The 16,710-nt window shown below is 47.3% G+C and carries 15 protein-coding genes; 9 read left to right on the forward strand and 6 right to left on the reverse strand.

Annotated features, from left to right (window positions below; translation table 11 throughout):
* Window positions 1-123: 123 nt before the first annotated feature.
* Together D791_RS12500 and D791_RS21035 are read right to left on the reverse strand one after the other, a co-directional pair.
* Complete coding sequence (locus D791_RS12500; protein WP_237748636.1) at window positions 124-969, reverse strand: outer membrane protein assembly factor BamD; 846 nt, start codon at window positions 967-969, stop codon at window positions 124-126.
* A complete protein-coding gene (locus tag D791_RS21035; protein ID WP_237748637.1) occupies window positions 944-1,102 on the reverse strand; it encodes a hypothetical protein in 159 nt (52 codons plus the stop codon). The genes D791_RS12500 and D791_RS21035 overlap by 26 nt, the downstream gene beginning before the upstream one ends.
* A gap of 137 nt (window positions 1,103-1,239) precedes the next feature.
* Here D791_RS21035 and rluD point away from each other — a divergent pair, with 137 nt between their 5' ends.
* The 4 genes from rluD (at window position 1,240) to D791_RS12520 (ending at window position 6,693) form a co-directional block, all read left to right on the forward strand.
* Window positions 1,240-2,208, forward strand: a complete 969-nt coding sequence (rluD, locus tag D791_RS12505) for a 23S rRNA pseudouridine(1911/1915/1917) synthase RluD (protein WP_036512139.1) — start codon at window positions 1,240-1,242, stop codon at window positions 2,206-2,208.
* On the forward strand, window positions 2,205-2,933 hold the full coding sequence (pgeF, locus tag D791_RS12510; protein ID WP_036512141.1) for a peptidoglycan editing factor PgeF: 729 nt from the start codon (window positions 2,205-2,207) through the stop codon (window positions 2,931-2,933). Before rluD ends, pgeF begins: the two co-directional genes overlap by 4 nt.
* Window positions 2,934-3,039: 106 nt before the next feature.
* Window positions 3,040-5,616: an ATP-dependent chaperone ClpB gene (gene clpB, locus D791_RS12515; RefSeq protein ID WP_036512143.1), complete on the forward strand. Its 2,577-nt coding sequence runs from the start codon at window positions 3,040-3,042 to the stop codon at window positions 5,614-5,616.
* Window positions 5,617-5,856: 240 nt separating this feature from the next.
* Window positions 5,857-6,693, forward strand: coding sequence for a 23S rRNA (adenine(2030)-N(6))-methyltransferase RlmJ (locus D791_RS12520; protein ID WP_036512145.1), 837 nt, complete (start codon window positions 5,857-5,859; stop codon window positions 6,691-6,693).
* Between the two features lie 4 nt (window positions 6,694-6,697).
* On the opposite strand, the gene D791_RS12525 is transcribed toward D791_RS12520, so the two are convergent.
* Both D791_RS12525 and D791_RS12530 read right to left on the reverse strand, forming a co-directional pair.
* The gene (locus D791_RS12525; protein WP_051514491.1) at window positions 6,698-7,627 is read right to left on the reverse strand and encodes a ketopantoate reductase family protein; all 930 of its coding nucleotides are present in this window, start codon (window positions 7,625-7,627) and stop codon (window positions 6,698-6,700) included.
* A 154-nt stretch (window positions 7,628-7,781) separates the two neighbouring features.
* A complete protein-coding gene (locus D791_RS12530) occupies window positions 7,782-8,051 on the reverse strand; it encodes a hypothetical protein (protein WP_036512148.1) in 270 nt (89 codons plus the stop codon).
* Between the two features lie 358 nt (window positions 8,052-8,409).
* Between D791_RS12530 and D791_RS12535 the strand changes: the two genes are divergently transcribed.
* Complete coding sequence (locus D791_RS12535; RefSeq protein ID WP_036512150.1) at window positions 8,410-10,131, forward strand: acetolactate synthase 3 large subunit; 1,722 nt, start codon at window positions 8,410-8,412, stop codon at window positions 10,129-10,131.
* Between the two features lie 2 nt (window positions 10,132-10,133).
* On the forward strand, window positions 10,134-10,625 hold the full coding sequence (gene ilvN / locus D791_RS12540; RefSeq protein WP_036512153.1) for an acetolactate synthase small subunit: 492 nt from the start codon (window positions 10,134-10,136) through the stop codon (window positions 10,623-10,625).
* Window positions 10,626-10,696: 71 nt separating this feature from the next.
* Here the strand turns inward: ilvN and D791_RS12545 are convergent, their stop codons facing one another.
* Together D791_RS12545 and ilvY are read right to left on the reverse strand one after the other, a co-directional pair.
* On the reverse strand, window positions 10,697-12,517 hold the full coding sequence (locus D791_RS12545; RefSeq protein ID WP_036512156.1) for an SLC13 family permease: 1,821 nt from the start codon (window positions 12,515-12,517) through the stop codon (window positions 10,697-10,699).
* A gap of 24 nt (window positions 12,518-12,541) precedes the next feature.
* Entirely contained in the window at window positions 12,542-13,459 is a 918-nt protein-coding gene (ilvY, locus tag D791_RS12550; RefSeq protein ID WP_051514492.1) for an HTH-type transcriptional activator IlvY, read from the reverse strand.
* A gap of 130 nt (window positions 13,460-13,589) precedes the next feature.
* Between ilvY and ilvC the strand changes: the two genes are divergently transcribed.
* The 3 genes from ilvC to pssA all read left to right on the forward strand — a co-directional run bounded on the left by ilvC (window position 13,590) and on the right by pssA (window position 16,613).
* Window positions 13,590-14,606, forward strand: coding sequence for a ketol-acid reductoisomerase (ilvC, locus tag D791_RS12555; protein WP_036512158.1), 1,017 nt, complete (start codon window positions 13,590-13,592; stop codon window positions 14,604-14,606).
* Between the two features lie 123 nt (window positions 14,607-14,729).
* Entirely contained in the window at window positions 14,730-15,689 is a 960-nt protein-coding gene (locus D791_RS12560; RefSeq protein WP_036512161.1) for a patatin-like phospholipase family protein, read from the forward strand.
* A 141-nt stretch (window positions 15,690-15,830) separates the two neighbouring features.
* A complete protein-coding gene (gene pssA, locus D791_RS12565) occupies window positions 15,831-16,613 on the forward strand; it encodes a CDP-diacylglycerol--serine O-phosphatidyltransferase (protein ID WP_036512163.1) in 783 nt (260 codons plus the stop codon).
* Window positions 16,614-16,710: the final 97 nt, after the last annotated feature.

Below are 16,710 nucleotides of genomic sequence, written 5' to 3' on the forward strand. Positions count from 1 at the left end.
TAAGCTACCTTCAATACATCCCTTGTCTGTGAGCCTAGCTCTTTAGGTGTAAACAAAAACGCCTTAGCTCGACTTCTCTCATGTGTGAAGTCGAGCTAAGGCGTTATTCAGTCAATCTACGATTTATTGTGTTGGCTCGCCTACACGTCCGTCATCACCAAACGTACCAAAGGTAATACGGTTCAACCATGAGCGGCCACCAGTTTGACTGCCTCCTTCAGGTTGCATACTTCCATCGACTCGCATGGCTCTGGCTCTCTCTGGGTTAACAGGACGAGCTGGAACAGCGGGCTCAATTGATCCCATCAGACCAAAGGTTGCTGTATACAGCAAGTCAAAGTTTTGAGGCGCGAAAGGACGAATGATATAGTCTGGATAGTTGAGGCTCAGTACATCAATGGCCGTTTTTGCTAAGTCATCCAAACCCAGTTTGGTATAGGCTTCCGCCATGATGGCCAGTGCATCGGGTACGGCAGGCGTTTCTTGGAAGTTCTCAACCACATAGCGTCCACGATTGGCGGCTGCGACCCAGGCTTCACGCTTCATGTAAAAGCTAGCAACATGGATTTCGTAGGTAGCCAAGCGGTTTTTTAAATACTGCATACGACGCTGGGTATCCGGTGCGTATTCACTGTCTGGGTAACGGTTGAGTAAAACCGAGAAGCTTTCGAACGAGTCGAGGGCGGCTCCTGGGTCTCGCTGCGTCTCATCAAGAGGAAGAAAGCGTGCCAAGAATGAACGGTCTTCTTCAAACGACGTTAAGCCTTTCATGTAGTAAGCATAGTCGATGTTATCGTGATTCGGGTGCAGTCGAATAAAGCGGTCTGCCGCTGAGCGCGAAGCGGCGGGCTCATTATTGCGGAAGTAAGCATAAATTAATTCGAGCTGGGCTTGCTCCGAGAAGCGACCGAAGGGATAACGAGCCTCAAGCAATTGAAGTTTTTCAATGGCCAGTGAAGTTTTGGGCATCCAGTGCGCTCATGGCATCGTTGTAGATGACTTGCTCTGGGATGTCGGGGATGGTTTTGTCTCGACCAAACCATGAGCAAGCCGAAAGCATACTAAGGATGATCAGAGCGCAAATCACTTTGACAAATTGCATATTGCTATATCCTGAGATGTGTTGTGAATTCGGTACTTTTTACCGGATTCGGGTATACTGAGACACTATATTTTCCGGCCTATTAAAACACAACCGGAAGCCAACCCAAAATATCCGTTTACATAAGATTAAAATAGATGTCAGAAGCAATTGAGTTAGTGTGTCAGGTTCCTGCCGAAATGTTTGGACTGCGATTGGATCAGGCGGTTTCGCAACTATTTCCTGACTATTCACGCTCGCGCTTGCAGGGCTGGATCAAAGAGGGCACGTTGCTGGTTGACGGCGAGGTCAAACGCCCACGGGATAAGCTGAACGGCGGCGAGACAATTCGAGTATCGGTGGTAATTGAAGCGAATGAACGCCATGCCGCTGAATCCATCCCTTTGAACATAGTCTTTGAAGATGAACACATACTGGTCATCAACAAACCCAGTGGTTTAGTTGTCCATCCGGGCGCGGGAAATGCTGATGGCACTCTGTTGAATGCCCTTTTGCACCATTGTCCTGAAATCGCACATGTGCCGCGAGCGGGTATTGTCCATCGTTTGGATCGTGAGACTACGGGGTTGATGGTAATCGCTAAAACCATTGCCGCACAAACCGACTTAGTGACGCAGTTACAAGACCGCAGCATGGGACGCGAATATGAAGCCGTGACGCACGGTGTCATGACCGGAGGGGGGTGTGTTGATGAGCCAATGGCACGTCATTCGCGCAATCGTCTGAAAATGGCCGTTGTGGGCGTTGGTAAGGAAGCTATTACACATTATCGTGTTTTAGAAAAATTTAGAGCGCACACGCATATACGTCTAAAGTTAGAAACAGGACGGACGCATCAAATTCGTGTGCATATGTCTCATATCAACTATCCTTTAGTGGGTGACCCATTATACGGTGGTCGTTTCCGTCTTCCCAAAGGTGCAAGCGAAGAGATGCAAGACGTACTTAAGCATTTTCGTCGACAGGCTTTGCATGCGAAAAAACTTGAACTCTGGCATCCTGAAACGGGTCAGCAAATGAGTTGGGAGGTCGATCTTCCGGATGACTTCCAACGTTTGTTAGCCGTGTTAAAAGACGATGCTCAAACCTATGACTATGAGCTATGAAACTGATACGAGCAGATTGGGATGTAAGCCCTCGTATTCACGCCTTTACAACGACGCGCTATGACGGTGTGAGTGAAGGTGTCTATGCGGGGTTTAACTTAGGCCTTCATGTGGGCGATGACCCTGCGGCCGTGCTGGAAAATCGAAAAATTCTTCAGCAAGTGACGGGGTTAACACAGCCCATACGTTGGCTAGAGCAGGTGCATGGTATCAATCTAGTCAAAGCATCGGGCCCAGAGTGTCAAGCAGATGCAGTATGGTCAAACCAACCCGGAGAGGCCTGTGCGATTATGACGGCGGACTGCTTGCCTGTACTATTCTGTGACCGGGCCGCGACGCGTGTTGCAGCTGCTCATGCAGGATGGCGAGGCTTGGCAGCTGGCGTCCTCGAGAATACCTTGTCTATCTTTGATGATCCCAAGCAGGTTGTGGCTTGGTTGGGCCCTGCCATTGGTCCGATGGCATTCGAAGTGGGTGATGAAGTGTATCAATGCTTTTGTGAACAACACCCACAAGCAAAGCGTGCGTTTGCTATCTCTCCTACTGACCATCAAAAATGGTTGGCCGATATCTATGAACTGGCACGAATCCGTTTACATGCGGCAGGAGTGAAGTATGTTTACGGCGGTCACTTTTGTACGTTTACCGACCACGAAAACTTCTATTCCTATCGCCGAGATGGCGAGACTGGACGTATGGCCAGTTTGATCTGGATTGAAGGCTGATTAAATAATCACCACTTGAATTGCGATCATATTAGCCCCATTTAATTCACTATCTGATACCTGTCTGTGTGTTTCGGGTATCCATAATGAATTAAAGGAGTGGGCAATGAGACCCGATAAGTTTACATCAAAGTTACAAGAAGCGTTATCCGACGCACAATCCATCGCTGTTGGTAAAGATCACAACTACATAGAACCGATTCACCTGCTCGTTGCCTTTCTTGAGCAGCGTGATGGTTCTATTCGTCCATTGCTGAGCCAAGCGGGCGCTCAGTTGCCTCAGTTAACGCGCAAAATAGCTGAAGCACTGGATAAGCTGCCGCAGGTTAAAAACCCGGATGGCGATATCCGTGCCTCACAAAATCTGGTTCGACTTTTTAATTTAACCGACAAGATGGCCCAGCAACGCGGTGATGAGTACGTGGCCAGCGAGCTTGTGCTTTTGTCCATGCTGGAAGACAAGGGCGATACCTCGCGGGTGTTGAAAGAGGCAGGCGTGGATCGTGAAAAACTCTTGGCCGCTATTAACAATATGCGCGGAGGGGCTGCAGTCATGGACCCCAATGTCGAACAAAATCGTCAGGCTCTGGATAAATACTGTGTGGATTTAACCGAGCGTGCGGAGTCTGGCAAATTGGACCCAGTGATTGGCCGTGATGACGAAATTCGGCGCACGATCCAAGTTTTGCAACGCCGCACTAAAAACAACCCGGTTCTGATCGGGGAGCCTGGAGTGGGTAAAACCGCCATTGTCGAAGGTTTGGCGCAACGCATTGTTAACGGTGAAGTGCCCGAGGGCTTGAAGCACAAACGCGTACTGTCATTAGACATGGGTGCCCTGATTGCAGGCGCGAAGTTTCGAGGTGAGTTTGAAGAGCGTCTCAAAGCCGTTTTGAATGAATTGAGTAAACAAGAAGGTCAAATTATTTTATTCATTGACGAGTTGCATACCATGGTGGGGGCGGGTAAGGGCGAAGGCTCAATGGATGCGGGCAATATGCTGAAGCCCGCACTCGCGCGTGGTGAGTTGCATTGTGTTGGTGCGACAACGCTAGATGAGTATCGTCAATACGTTGAAAAGGATGCTGCGTTAGAGCGTCGCTTCCAGAAAGTTATCGTGGATGAACCTACAGAGGAAGACACCATTGCAATCTTACGCGGCCTTAAAGAGCGCTACGAAATTCACCATGGTGTTGATATCACAGACTCCGCAATTGTTGCAGCGGCTAAGCTAAGTCAGCGTTACATTACAGATCGTCAGTTGCCAGATAAGGCCATCGACCTTATCGACGAAGCGGGTTCACGTATCCGTATGGAAATGGACTCTAAGCCAGAAGAAATGGATCGTCTCGAACGACGCTTAATCCAGCTCAAAATGGAGCGCGAGGCGTTGAAAAAAGAGAAGGATGAGGCATCCCAGAAACGCTTGCAAGAACTGCAACAGACGATCAGCAAGCTAGAAAAAGAGTTTTCAGATCTAGAAGAGGTGTGGAAGGCTGAAAAAGCCAGCCTGCAAGGATCACAAAGTGTTAAAGAGCAGTTGGATCAAGCTCGAGTGGAAATGGAACAAGCCAGCCGTGCCGGTGATCTTGCGAAAATGGCAGAGTTGCAGTACGGCCGTATCCCCGAGCTCGAAAAGCAGTTGAAAATGGCCAGTCAAGTGGAGCACAGCGCACAGACAACGCAACTCTTACGGAATAAGGTAACAGAAGAAGAGGTCGCAGAGGTCGTTTCGCGTTGGACGGGCATTCCCATCAGTAAAATGTTGGAAGGGGAGCGCGACAAGCTGTTACGCATGGAAGATGCTCTACACGGACGCGTTGTGGGACAGGATGAAGCCGTGATTGCGGTTGCAAATGCTGTTAGGCGTTCACGAGCAGGTCTCTCTGATCCGGCTCGTCCCAGTGGTAGCTTCTTGTTTTTAGGCCCAACGGGTGTCGGGAAAACAGAACTCTGTAAAGCGTTAGCAGGCTTCCTCTTTGATACAGAGGATGCGTTGGTTCGTATTGATATGTCCGAGTTTATGGAGAAACATTCGGTCGCTCGCTTAATTGGCGCACCTCCAGGCTATGTCGGCTATGAGGAAGGCGGTTATTTGACTGAAGCGGTGCGACGCAAGCCTTATTCGGTGTTGCTGCTCGATGAAGTTGAAAAGGCGCATCCAGATGTATTCAATATATTGCTGCAAGTCTTAGAGGATGGACGTTTAACCGATGGGCAAGGACGGACGGTCGACTTCCGAAACACCATCGTTGTTATGACATCGAATCTAGGGTCTGACCTGATTCAGGGCTTTAGTGACGATGACGATTATCAATTGATGAAGCAGGCGGTGATGGAAGTGGTGGGAAATCATTTCCGACCCGAAGTGATCAATCGTATTGATGAGGTGGTTGTTTTCCATAGCTTGCGCAAAGAGCAAGTCGCGGGAATCGCGAAGATTCAGTTAGAACGTTTACACAAACGCCTCGCTGAAAAAGACCTCTCGATTCATTTAACAGAGGCTGCGTTAAATAAATTGGTGGATGTCGGCTTTGAACCTGTTTATGGGGCGCGGCCACTAAAAAGAGCAATTCAACAATGGATTGAAAACCCGCTGGCACAGAAAATTTTATCGGGCGCTTACTTGCCCGGCGCAACGATTCAAGTGGAGGTTGAAAACGAGCAATTCTCGTTCAAATAAATGTATTGCGTACACCTCGCTTTTCCCCATGAGTCTTGCGATACGACTTGTGGGGAAGGCTTGATATCAGCTCCCTCTTTTATTTTCACAAAAAACACTTGTTTCATGATCTGTTGGTTTTAAAGCGTCATAAGGAGGGTTAAACCCTATCAGAGGGTGCTGTGATCCTCTTTTGACAAGTTTTGCTATCCAGTCAATAGAAACGTAAAATTCGCCTTTTGATTGTCTGAGGCGTCTGTAATGCTAAGTTATCTTCATGGTTTTCACGCGGGTAATTTCGCGGATGTGCATAAGCATCATACCTTGGTTGCCTTGTTGACGTCCTTGAACCGGAAGGAAAAACCTTGGAGCTATCTTGAGACTCACTCCGGTAAAGCGGCGTATGATCTAGCGGATGATCAAGCCCTTAAGACACTGGAATTCAAGGAGGGTATCGCAAAGCTCTGGACGCAGCCTTCAGTGAATGAGAGTTTGCAAGCCTACTTCGAGTGCGTAAAACAGTGTAATGGCGATGAGTTGCTATCCTATCCCGGCTCGCCTGCAATCGCGGCCTACATGGCGCGTGAGGCCGACAAGTTGCACTTGATGGAGCTGCACCCTAACGAAGTTAACGTCCTCAAACATCATTTTCGCAGAGATCCGCGTGTGTCTGTACACCATCGTGACGGGTATGAAGGCGTCTTGTCTTTATTGCCCCCCAAACCCAATCGCGGTTTAGTATTGATTGACCCTTCCTACGAAGTGAAAGAAGAATACGAACAGGTTGTTCGTTTTATCACCATGGCGTACAAGCATTGGCCAATAGGGACTTACGCAATTTGGTATCCATTATTACCGGCGAACCGCTGGCGCTTTATGCTAGAGGATCTCAGACGCACGGGTATCCGGAATATGCTTTTGTCTGAGTTGCATGTGAAGCAGCCATCTGAACAGGGGATGTACGGCAGTGGAATGCTGATTATTAATCCACCGTGGAACTTGGACGCCGTCCTTAAACCGGGAGTGTCTTCAATGGTTGATTTGTTGAAACAGGATGCTTCGGCGCATGCTGAGGTGAGTGTCTGGGTCGGGGAGTGAGGTTTTATCTGAGCAAGCTTGTGTTGCCGATTGTTGAAACCTGGTCTTTACCCTTGGCCTCAGCACTTTTTACCAGCAGCGTCAGTGTGCGATTGATTGGAACATGAATGCCATGTGCGTGTGCTCGTCGAACAATTTCACCATTCAGAAAATTGATTTCCGTTGGTTTGCCGTTCATCAGATCTTGTGCTGTTGATGAATATTGTTCGGGCATGGTGATTGGAAGGGTGCGAATCGTTTCGAAGACACTGGCTGGCACCGACACACCTTCAGCGCGAGCAACGCTTAGTGCCTCATGTGCAATATCTTCCATCAGTTGCGGTATGCCGTCTAGCGTCACCAGTTTACCGTAGGGTAATCCCGTGATGGCCGAGAGTGGATTCACGGCACAATTAATCACAAGTTTGGCCCAGAGCGCGCTCATTACATCACCCGAAACATGTGTTTGAATATGGCAAGCGTTAAGAAGGGCGGCAATTTCCTGTGAATCTTGGCCTGACAGTTCGAGATCGCCTCGGCCTTCATGGCGCACTACGCCTGCACCGTTCATCCGGCTGGCAACATAGACCACTACGGGTGTGACAGGACGCCCTAGAACTCTGACGAGTGTTTCGGCATTGGATACACCGTTCTGTAAGCTGAACACACGACAAGGTGCTGGGATATATGGCGCAATTGCGCGTCCTGCCTGCTCGGTATCACCCGATTTTACACAGACTAAAATCCAATCAGCATCTGCAACAACCGATGGGTCGGTACTGGCCTCAACCTGCGTGACTAAACGCTTGCCTTCCTTTTCGAGGATCAGGCCCTGTGTCGAGACGGCTTCTACAAGGGGTGTGCGTCCGATTAAAACCACTCGATGCCCTGCCAAAGCAAGCATAGCACCATAATAACAACCAACAGCACCGGCTCCCATAATGGCAACGTTCATTTATTCTCCCAGGACGGTAATATGAGGATGCACTCTTTACGACGGGTATAGGTGAGTAAGCGATCCAGAACAACGAGTCTAAAATCGCTATTGCACGTGAATCGGCCACATACGATGGCCGACTCTGTAATAGATGGAAAATACAAAGTACTTCTTAATAAAGCGCTTGCTCGTCTCTAACGACTTCTTTCAATACATGTAAAAAAAGCTTGTCTGCTTCATTAAACTCGACTGGAATTTTGACGCTTGTCAGCGACGACAGCTCTTCTGCAATCAAGTGATCCGCGTCTTTTTTATCAATGTGTTTTCTGGCAACCGAAAGCGCCACTTCACAAATGCTTGGATCTGCAAGAACCTTGCGAATAAAGCGCATTAACTCATTGATCACACGTTCTTTGTTTTTAATCTCTGTAATGTTACTCATGCCGAAAGTCCCCAAAAGAATCAGTTGTCAGTATAGTGCTACAGCTTAGACTTTTCATGCAAAATTAAACAGAGCTTGTGATAAGGGTTATTACGCATTCGCTTTAGACTAAAAACTTATGAGTTTAGTAGTTGATAGTCTCTTGACTCGATGACAAAATAGCGGGCTATTTGGGAAAATCTAATTTTTTGTCATCGCCCATGAGGAAATCCCACGGTGATGGCAGTTTAAGCAATACCCAGCTTATATCTCAGACAGGTCTGGCAGAGCGAGAGATCCTTTTTCTTGTCAGCGCCGCATACAGAACATTAACTGTTTACTACCGACATGAGATCGGTGCTGAGTAGAGGAAACGATTGTGGAATTACTATCAGGCGCAGAAATGGTCGTACGTGCGCTCAGAGATGAGGGCGTTAAGTACATCTACGGATATCCAGGCGGAGCACTGCTGCATGTGTATGATGCACTGTTTCAGCAGAATGAAGTCGAGCATGTTCTAGTGCGTCACGAGCAAGCTGCAACGCATATGGCCGATGCCTATGCGCGTGCAACAGGTAAAGCAGGTGTCGCGTTAGTGACGTCAGGACCAGGTGCAACCAATGCTGTGACGGGGATCGCAACCGCTTATATGGATTCAATTCCGATGGTGGTGATTACCGGTCAGGTCATGAGCTTTCTGATCGGCGAAGATGCTTTCCAAGAAACGGATATGCTCGGTATTTCTCGTCCTATCGTTAAGCATAACTTTAGTGTTACGCGTGCTGAAGATATTCCAAGCATTATTAAGAAAGCCTTCTATATCGCGCAGACAGGTCGTCCAGGGCCTGTGGTGATTGATATTCCGAAGGACATGACAGCTCCGACAGAGCGTTTTCCGTATGAGTATCCAAAGTCCGTTAAGCTGCGTTCTTACAGCCCTGTGACAAAAGGACATTCTGGTCAAATTCGTAAAGCCGTTGATATGCTGCTAGCGGCTAAGCGCCCAATGATTTACACCGGCGGCGGTGTCATCATGGGTGATGCGAGCCGTGAGTTGATTGAGTTGGCTCATCTGCTGAACTATCCAGTGACCAATACGCTAATGGGATTGGGTGGCTTCCCGGGTACGGACGGCCAGTTTGTCGGTATGCTAGGTATGCATGGGTCATACGAAGCCAATATGGCGATGCATCACAGTGACTTGATTCTTGCTGTTGGTGCTCGATTTGATGATCGCGTGACGAATGGTGTGGATAAGTTCTGCCCGACGGCGCGGATCGTGCATATCGATATTGACCCTGCGTCCATCTCAAAAACCATTCAAGCAGATGTTCCAATTGTAGGGCCTGCAAAAGTGGTATTGGATGACATGATCCAGTTGGTTAAAGAAAGCAAGAAGCGTCCAGATGCAGAGGCGATTGCTGCCTGGTGGAAGCAGATTGATGAGTGGCGTGCTCGTCACGGCGGTCGTTATCGTACAGACGACTCCGAGCTGATGAAGCCGCAGCAGGTCATTGAAATGCTCTGTAAAGTGACAGAAGGGGACGCCTATGTCTGTTCGGACGTAGGGCAGCACCAAATGTTCGCTGCTCAATACTATAAGTACAACAAACCCAATCGTTGGATCAACTCCGGCGGTCTCGGTACGATGGGCTTTGGTTTGCCAGCCGCCATGGGTGTTAAAATGAACTTCCCGAACGAGGAAGTCGTCTGTGTAACGGGCGAAGGCAGTATTCAAATGAATATTCAAGAGCTTTCGACCTGTAAGCAATATGATATTCCGGTCAAAATTATATGTCTGAACAACCAATCCTTAGGAATGGTGCGTCAATGGCAGGACATGAACTACGAGTCTCGTCACTCACAATCCTACATGAACTCGCTGCCTGATTTTGTCAAACTGGTTGAGTCCTATGGTCATGTTGGTATAAAAGTCACTAAGTACTCAGAGCTTGAAAGCGCAATGCGTGAAGCCTTTGCGATGAAAGATCGCCTAGTCTTTATGGATATTATGGTAGATCCGTTCGAACATGTGTATCCCATGCAGGTACCTAGAGGTTCTATGCGTGATATGTGGCTGAGTAAGACGGAGAGAACCTGATCATGAGACATATAATTTCAGTTTTGATGGAAAACGAGCCGGGTGCTTTGTCACGTGTTGTTGGCCTGTTTTCTCAGCGTAACTTCAATATTGAATCTTTGACCGTTGCACCGACAGAAGATGAGACCCTTTCACGCTTAACTGTGACAACGATTGGCGACGATCGTGTCATTGAGCAGATCACTAAGCAGCTTAATAAGCTCATTGATGTGGTCAAAGTGGTTGATTTGTCCGAGGGTGATCATATTGAGCGTGAGCTTATGATGATTAAGTTCAAGGCAAATGGTCAGATGCGTGCAGAAATTAAGCGTACGGCTGATATTTTCCGTGGTCAGATCATAGATATCACGCCGAATACCTACACAGTGCAGTTAGTGGGATCAAGTGAAAAGCTCGATGCCTTTATTACGTCTTTGGGTAATACCTGCATTATGGAAGTGGTACGTTCAGGTGTCTCCGGTATTTCTAGGGGCGAAAAAGTTTTAGCGGTCTGATTTTAAAGACGTGCAATGATTAAGCCCGCAGAGTGATCAGCACTCTGCGGGTTTTTTTATGTGTTCAGACTTCAGAAGGGGAAGAAAATCGGAAGTAAAATAAGTGTAATCAACAGTGCGATGAGCTGAAGAGGGATGCCCACCTTGGCGAAATCCGCAAATCGATACTGTCCAGGTTCGACAACCAAGGTATTCACAGGAGAGGCAATGGGAGTGGCGAAGGCGGTTGATGCCGCAATCGCGACCGTAATCATAAACGGCTCCGGTTGAATTCCCAGCATTTGTGCAACCGTCAGTGCAATGGGTGCAATCAAAACCGTGGTGGCGGTGTTGGATATAAATTGACTCAGTAGTGATGTTAATAAAAAGAAGCCAGCGCACAGCATCAGAGGACTCGCATGTCCATATTCGTTGGCCAAGAGATTAACGACATAGCTCAGAGCTCCGCTTTTCTCCATTGCCAAGGCGAGAGGTAGCATGCCTGCAATTAGGACCAAGCTGCTTGCATTCAGTGACTTGTAAGCATCATTTAAACTCAGGCATTTGGTTAAAATCATTAAAAGTGCGGCGATTAGAATAGCCGTGATATTGGCAATAAAACCAAACGTCATGGTGATTAACAGCCCTAGGGTGATAATAAGCGCGATGGGGGCCTTCTCAGCCGTTGCCGGAATTTCTTGCATCTCAGCGGGTGTTTCGAGAATCACAAAGTCTCGATGTTGCTCCAGTTGTTGAATGTGTTGCCAGCTACCCGCAAGAAGCAGCGTGTCTCCTGTCTCCAATTTAGTATGCGAAAATTCTGTATTTAAAGGTGTTCGATTTCGCCTTACCCCAATCACACTCAAATTGTGCTTTTCACGGAAGCGGCAGTCTTTTAAGGAAAGGTTGATTAACGTCGATGACGGAGGCAGTAAGACCTCCGCTAGCCCGAAGGTTTCGTTTACTTTGGCCAGCTCGGCGTCATGAAAATCAAGTGATCTTAAATGAAGAGCTTGGCAAAGGCGATGGATGTTTGCTTCATCACCATACGCCCAGAGGATATCCAAATGCCTCATCTGAGTGTTGGCTAAAACGGGCATTAGGCTGGAAAGCCAAGTGCCTTTGCGTTGAATACCAACAACCGTCACTTCATACTCTGATCTCAGACCCAAATCGGCGAGTGTGTGAAAGGCCAGTTGGCTCTCGGGTTGAATAATCAGTTTGTGGAGTTGGTGGTGGGTTGCATAGCGTTCAGAAAACTCTATAAGGCTTGGGTGGCTGTTATCCGGGTCTCGAATTTCGGTTTTAGGCAATAGATGTCGAGCTACAAACACTAAATACACTGTCCCGACAATTAAAATCGCCAATCCAATCGGCGTAAATGAAAAGAAACCAAAGGGTTCAAAGCCTGCCTCACGCATTTGTGCGCTCACAATGATATTGGGTGGTGTGCCAATGAGGGTTAACATGCCGCCAATTAATGCAGCAAATGCTAGAGGCATCAACAAGCGAGAGGGTTGCATCCCCGATTTGCGAGCCATACTTAACACAACTGGGATGAGTAATGCGACAGCACCAGTCGAACTCATAAAAGCAGAGAGCAGTGCCACGACGGGTAACAAAAAGAGTAATAAGCGTTGTTCACTATCGCCGCCGACCTTTAATAACCAATTGCCTGCACTGGCCGCCACTCCTGTTTTGAAAAGCCCCTCGCCTATGACAAATAAGCCAGCAATCATGATGACAACTGAATTCCCGAATCCCGAAACGGCTTCTGAGGGCGTAATGATTCCAGACAGAGCGAGGACAATAACGACAAGTAATGCAATGGTGTCCATTCGTATTTTGTTACTCAAAAACAAAGCGATGGTGACACCTAATAAGGTAAAAACAAAAATCATGTCAGCGGTCATGATGCGATTAAGTCCTGATAAAAATTAGGGTTTATTCGGAGAGGGCAGAATACCCTTTCGTTTTGCGGATAGCGACCAAAAGGCTTGGATAAGTGGGTGTTTTAGTTTTTTCTCTAGAGCGAACATACCGACTTCAAAAGGATCGAGTGCGGGTTGAACCTCTAATAATTGTACCTTTGATGCGAGAGGGCTGTTTTCCAATACAATTAAGGGAACAACGCCAATGCCAAAGCCTAGACTAACCATGCTGACGATGGCTTCATTTCCTGCCACTTGCGCATAAATTAACGGCTTTACACCTAGGTTGCGGAACCATAGATCGCTGCGCTTACGGGCTAGGCCTGCTTCAGACACAATCATCGGGACCGAGCACCATTCTGTGTCAATTGCATGAGATTGAGTGGGTAGGTTGAAATGGGTCGCTGTCGCCGGTGCAATAAACACCAGAGGAGAGGTTGTGATTGGGCGAAAGGCAATGTCTTGCGGTACGTGATCGGGTTTTGCCCCAATCGCAATGTCTTCATCCCCTGATTTTATCCGTTGAATGGATTCAGCTGGATCGCCAGTATGGAGTTTTATTTCGATTCGAGGGTGTTCGCGTCTGAAATCACTTAAAATATCGTATAAAAAACTATAGCTTGCGGTTACAGAGCAATAAATGCTGAGTTCTCCTTGTAGGTCTCGGGAATCGGATTGTAGGGATGCACGTAAGCTTTCCCATTGAAGCAAGGATTCACGCGCGTAAGTTTGAAGTCGCTTACCCTCAGGAGTTAAAGAGACGCTACGATTATCTCGAATAAACAACGCAACCCCCAGTTCGTCTTCGAGTTGCTTAATCGTTCGGCTCAAAGTTGAGGGGCTGACATGGCAGGCGCTGCTGCTGCGATGGAAATGTAAGGTGTCAGCAAGCATCAGGAAGTGGCTTAAGCTTCGCGTATCCATATTAATTATCTCGTATAATGAAACATAGTGTTGCAAATATATCATTTTACGCAACAAGGAACTTGGATTAAAGTAGGCGCATTACACACAGAGTGTAACCCCCATTAATGTTTACTACAGGCTGTCAGACATGAAAGTGTATTACGATAAAGATTGTGATCTTTCGATTATTCAAGGTAAAAAAGTATCGATCATTGGTTATGGATCACAAGGTCATGCACATGCGTGCAACCTAAAAGACTCCGGTGTTGATGTAACTGTTGGCTTACGTCCAGGCTCGTCTTCACGTGCTAAAGCAGAAGCTGCAGGCTTAAAAGTTGCTGATGTTCCAGCGGCTGTTGCGGCAGCAGATCTGGTCATGATTTTGACGCCTGATGAATTCCAAGGTCAGTTGTACAAAGCTGAAATTGAGCCGAATATCAAGCAGGGTGCGACGCTTGCATTTGCGCATGGCTTCTCTATTCATTACAACCAAGTAGAGCCGCGTAAAGATTTAGACGTAATCATGATTGCGCCGAAAGCGCCAGGTCATACTGTGCGTTCTGAGTTTGTTAAGGGTGGCGGTATTCCTGATCTGGTTGCGATTTTCCAAGATGCATCCGGTAATGCGAAGAACGTTGCACTGTCTTATGCCGCAGGTGTAGGTGGTGGTAGAACAGGTATCATCGAAACGACCTTTAAAGACGAGACAGAAACCGATTTATTTGGTGAGCAAGCTGTACTGTGCGGTGGTTGCGTTGAGTTGGTTAAAATGGGCTTTGAAACCCTGGTTGAAGCTGGCTATGCTCCAGAAATGGCGTATTTTGAGTGTCTGCATGAGTTGAAATTGATCGTTGACCTCATGTACGAAGGCGGTATCGCTAACATGAACTACTCCATCTCTAACAATGCAGAGTATGGTGAGTATGTAACGGGTCCTGAAGTCATTAATGAGCAATCACGTGAAGCTATGCGTAATGCTTTGAAGCGTATCCAGAATGGTGAATACGCTAAAATGTTCATTTCAGAAGGTGCGACCAACTATCCTTCTATGACTGCACGTCGTCGTAATAATGCCGCTCATCCAATCGAGCAGGTTGGTGGTAAGTTGCGTGAAATGATGCCTTGGATTACAGCGAACCAATTGGTTGATAAGTCTAAGAACTAATTGCGATTCAGCTATAAAAAACCCGCATTTGCGGGTTTTTTATAGCCAGAGTAAAAGTATATCTAGGCTGTGAGGGGTAAAGGCGTTAGTCTTGAGGTGTTACCAACTCAATGGAGGGAGCATATGCAAGCGATTAAATTGAACATGGCATTGCAGGGTGGAGGTGCCCACGGTGCTTTTACTTGGGGTGTTCTGGATCGATTACTTGAAATGGAATTGCTGTGCTTCGACAGTATTAGTGGAACCAGTGCCGGTGCGATGAATGCAATCGCATTGGTGCAGGGTTGGTTGGAAGGTGGTGCCGTCGGTGCGAGAGAAAAGCTGAGTCAGTTTTGGTATGGTATAGCTACTCCAGACTTGCTAACTCAGCCCAAGCACGTTGAATGGTGGCGAAATTTGAGTCAGCATTTATCGCCTTATGACCTTAATCCCTTTGATATAAATCCACTTAAAGACTTGTTGGAATCCCAAGTGGATTTTGAGCGGATACGCTCGCAAAAAGAGATAAAACTCTATATCGCTGCAACGCATGTGCAAACAGGGGGCGCTAGAGTTTTCCGAGAGCATGAATTACAAGTCGAATGCTTACTGGCTTCGGCGTGTTTGCCGACCCTTCATAAGGCGGTTGAAATAAACGGCGACTATTTCTGGGATGGCGGGTTCTCGGCCAATCCAATGATTCGTTCGTTGATAAGAGATACCTCGACGGCTGATCTGCTGATTATCTTGTTGCAACCGCTGGTGCGCAATGATGTGCCTGTTACAGCTAAGGCGATTCAAGAGAGAATGCATGAAATCATGTTCCAATCGTCATTTGTCGGAGAAATCTCTGATGCGATGGAGCATATTGACCATCTTAAGCAAGTGCCTTGGCTGCTAGGTAAAGAAGAGAAGCGCTGGCGGCAAGCGCGTTTTCATCTCATTGAGCCCGACGAATTGTTGGTCTCTATGGAATCAATTTCAAAATTTGATACTCGAAAGAGCTTCCTTGAAAGTTTGCGCGATCGAGGAAGGATGCAAGCGGATGTCTGGTTAAGTCAAAATCAACATAAAATTGGGGTTGTTTCCAGTTGGGCGCGTTAATAGAGAGTTCGGAAAACTTGCGCGGGCACGATCATTTTTATGTGTTTTGCTAAGATTAGAGTGTCGAGCAGACACAGTTTGAGTGTTTGTGATTAACTGAAGTAGAATGCATTTAAATTTCATGTAAATAGCAGGATGTATATGACAGACAACCACAAAAAGCCAGAGCAGGAAGATGAGTTGTTAGCTGCTGGTTGTGAGCAAGAAAAGGCGCGCCCTCCTAAAGGGGTGTATCTATTGCCAAATTTATTTACAACGGGCGCCCTTTTTTCTGGTTTTTATGCCGTTATAGCATCGATGAATGGCCAATTTGAAGCAGCTGCCATTGCGATATTTGTGGCAATGCTCTTTGATGGCTTGGATGGGCGTGTTGCGCGCATGACAAATACGCAGAGTGCATTCGGTGCTGAGTATGATTCGTTAGCGGATATGGTTTCTTTTGGAGTTGCACCCGCATTGGTTGCCTTTACTTGGGCCTTGGATGATCTGGGTAAGTTGGGTTGGTTTGCAGCGTTCATTTATGTGGCTGGGACCGCGCTGAGGTTGGCGCGATTTAATACGCAAATAGGTTCTGTTGATAAACGTTACTTTATTGGTTTGCCAAGCCCTGCTGCAGCTGCAGCGGTTGCGGGGCTTATATGGGTATGCACGGTCTTTGAATTCTCAGCTGAGGATTTTTCAGTGATTATTGCGGCTTATGTAGGCTTGGCTGGCGTGCTGATGGTAAGTAATGTGTTGTACTACAGCTTTAAGGATGTTGATCTAAAAGGTAAAGTTCCTTTTGTTATATTGGCGGCCATTGTGCTGGCTATCGCCGTGATATCAATTAGCCCGCCCGTTTTTCTGTGGTTGTTGTTTGTGGTTTATGCCTTGTCTGGTCCAGTGCTATGGGTGTTAAGGCGTAAGAGGCATTTGTCTAAATAACGAGAGTTTTAAATAAAAATTTAAAAAGTAGTTGACCTCTCCTAAAAACCTCTTTAATATTCGCGCCTCGCTTGAGAGACAAGCCCCTCCGGGGGAG

The sequence above is a fragment of the Nitrincola nitratireducens genome (assembly GCF_000585235.1).
Taxonomy (GTDB): Bacteria; Pseudomonadota; Gammaproteobacteria; order Pseudomonadales; family Balneatricaceae; genus Nitrincola; species Nitrincola alkalisediminis.

What these genes read in the sequence shown, in the direction of transcription:
- D791_RS12500 (WP_237748636.1), bottom strand. Translation starts at nt 969, where the DNA reads ATGCCCAAAACTTCACTGGCCATTGAAAAACTTCAATTGCTTGAGGCT.
- D791_RS21035 (WP_237748637.1), bottom strand. Translation starts at nt 1,102, where the DNA reads ATGCAATTTGTCAAAGTGATTTGCGCTCTGATCATCCTTAGTATGCTT.
- rluD (WP_036512139.1), top strand. Translation starts at nt 1,240, where the DNA reads ATGTCAGAAGCAATTGAGTTAGTGTGTCAGGTTCCTGCCGAAATGTTT.
- pgeF (WP_036512141.1), top strand. Translation starts at nt 2,205, where the DNA reads ATGAAACTGATACGAGCAGATTGGGATGTAAGCCCTCGTATTCACGCC.
- clpB (WP_036512143.1), top strand. Translation starts at nt 3,040, where the DNA reads ATGAGACCCGATAAGTTTACATCAAAGTTACAAGAAGCGTTATCCGAC.
- D791_RS12520 (WP_036512145.1), top strand. Translation starts at nt 5,857, where the DNA reads ATGCTAAGTTATCTTCATGGTTTTCACGCGGGTAATTTCGCGGATGTG.
- D791_RS12525 (WP_051514491.1), bottom strand. Translation starts at nt 7,627, where the DNA reads ATGAACGTTGCCATTATGGGAGCCGGTGCTGTTGGTTGTTATTATGGT.
- D791_RS12530 (WP_036512148.1), bottom strand. Translation starts at nt 8,051, where the DNA reads ATGAGTAACATTACAGAGATTAAAAACAAAGAACGTGTGATCAATGAG.
- ilvN (WP_036512153.1), top strand. Translation starts at nt 10,134, where the DNA reads ATGAGACATATAATTTCAGTTTTGATGGAAAACGAGCCGGGTGCTTTG.
- D791_RS12545 (WP_036512156.1), bottom strand. Translation starts at nt 12,517, where the DNA reads ATGACCGCTGACATGATTTTTGTTTTTACCTTATTAGGTGTCACCATC.
- ilvY (WP_051514492.1), bottom strand. Translation starts at nt 13,459, where the DNA reads ATGGATACGCGAAGCTTAAGCCACTTCCTGATGCTTGCTGACACCTTA.
- ilvC (WP_036512158.1), top strand. Translation starts at nt 13,590, where the DNA reads ATGAAAGTGTATTACGATAAAGATTGTGATCTTTCGATTATTCAAGGT.
- D791_RS12560 (WP_036512161.1), top strand. Translation starts at nt 14,730, where the DNA reads ATGCAAGCGATTAAATTGAACATGGCATTGCAGGGTGGAGGTGCCCAC.
- pssA (WP_036512163.1), top strand. Translation starts at nt 15,831, where the DNA reads ATGACAGACAACCACAAAAAGCCAGAGCAGGAAGATGAGTTGTTAGCT.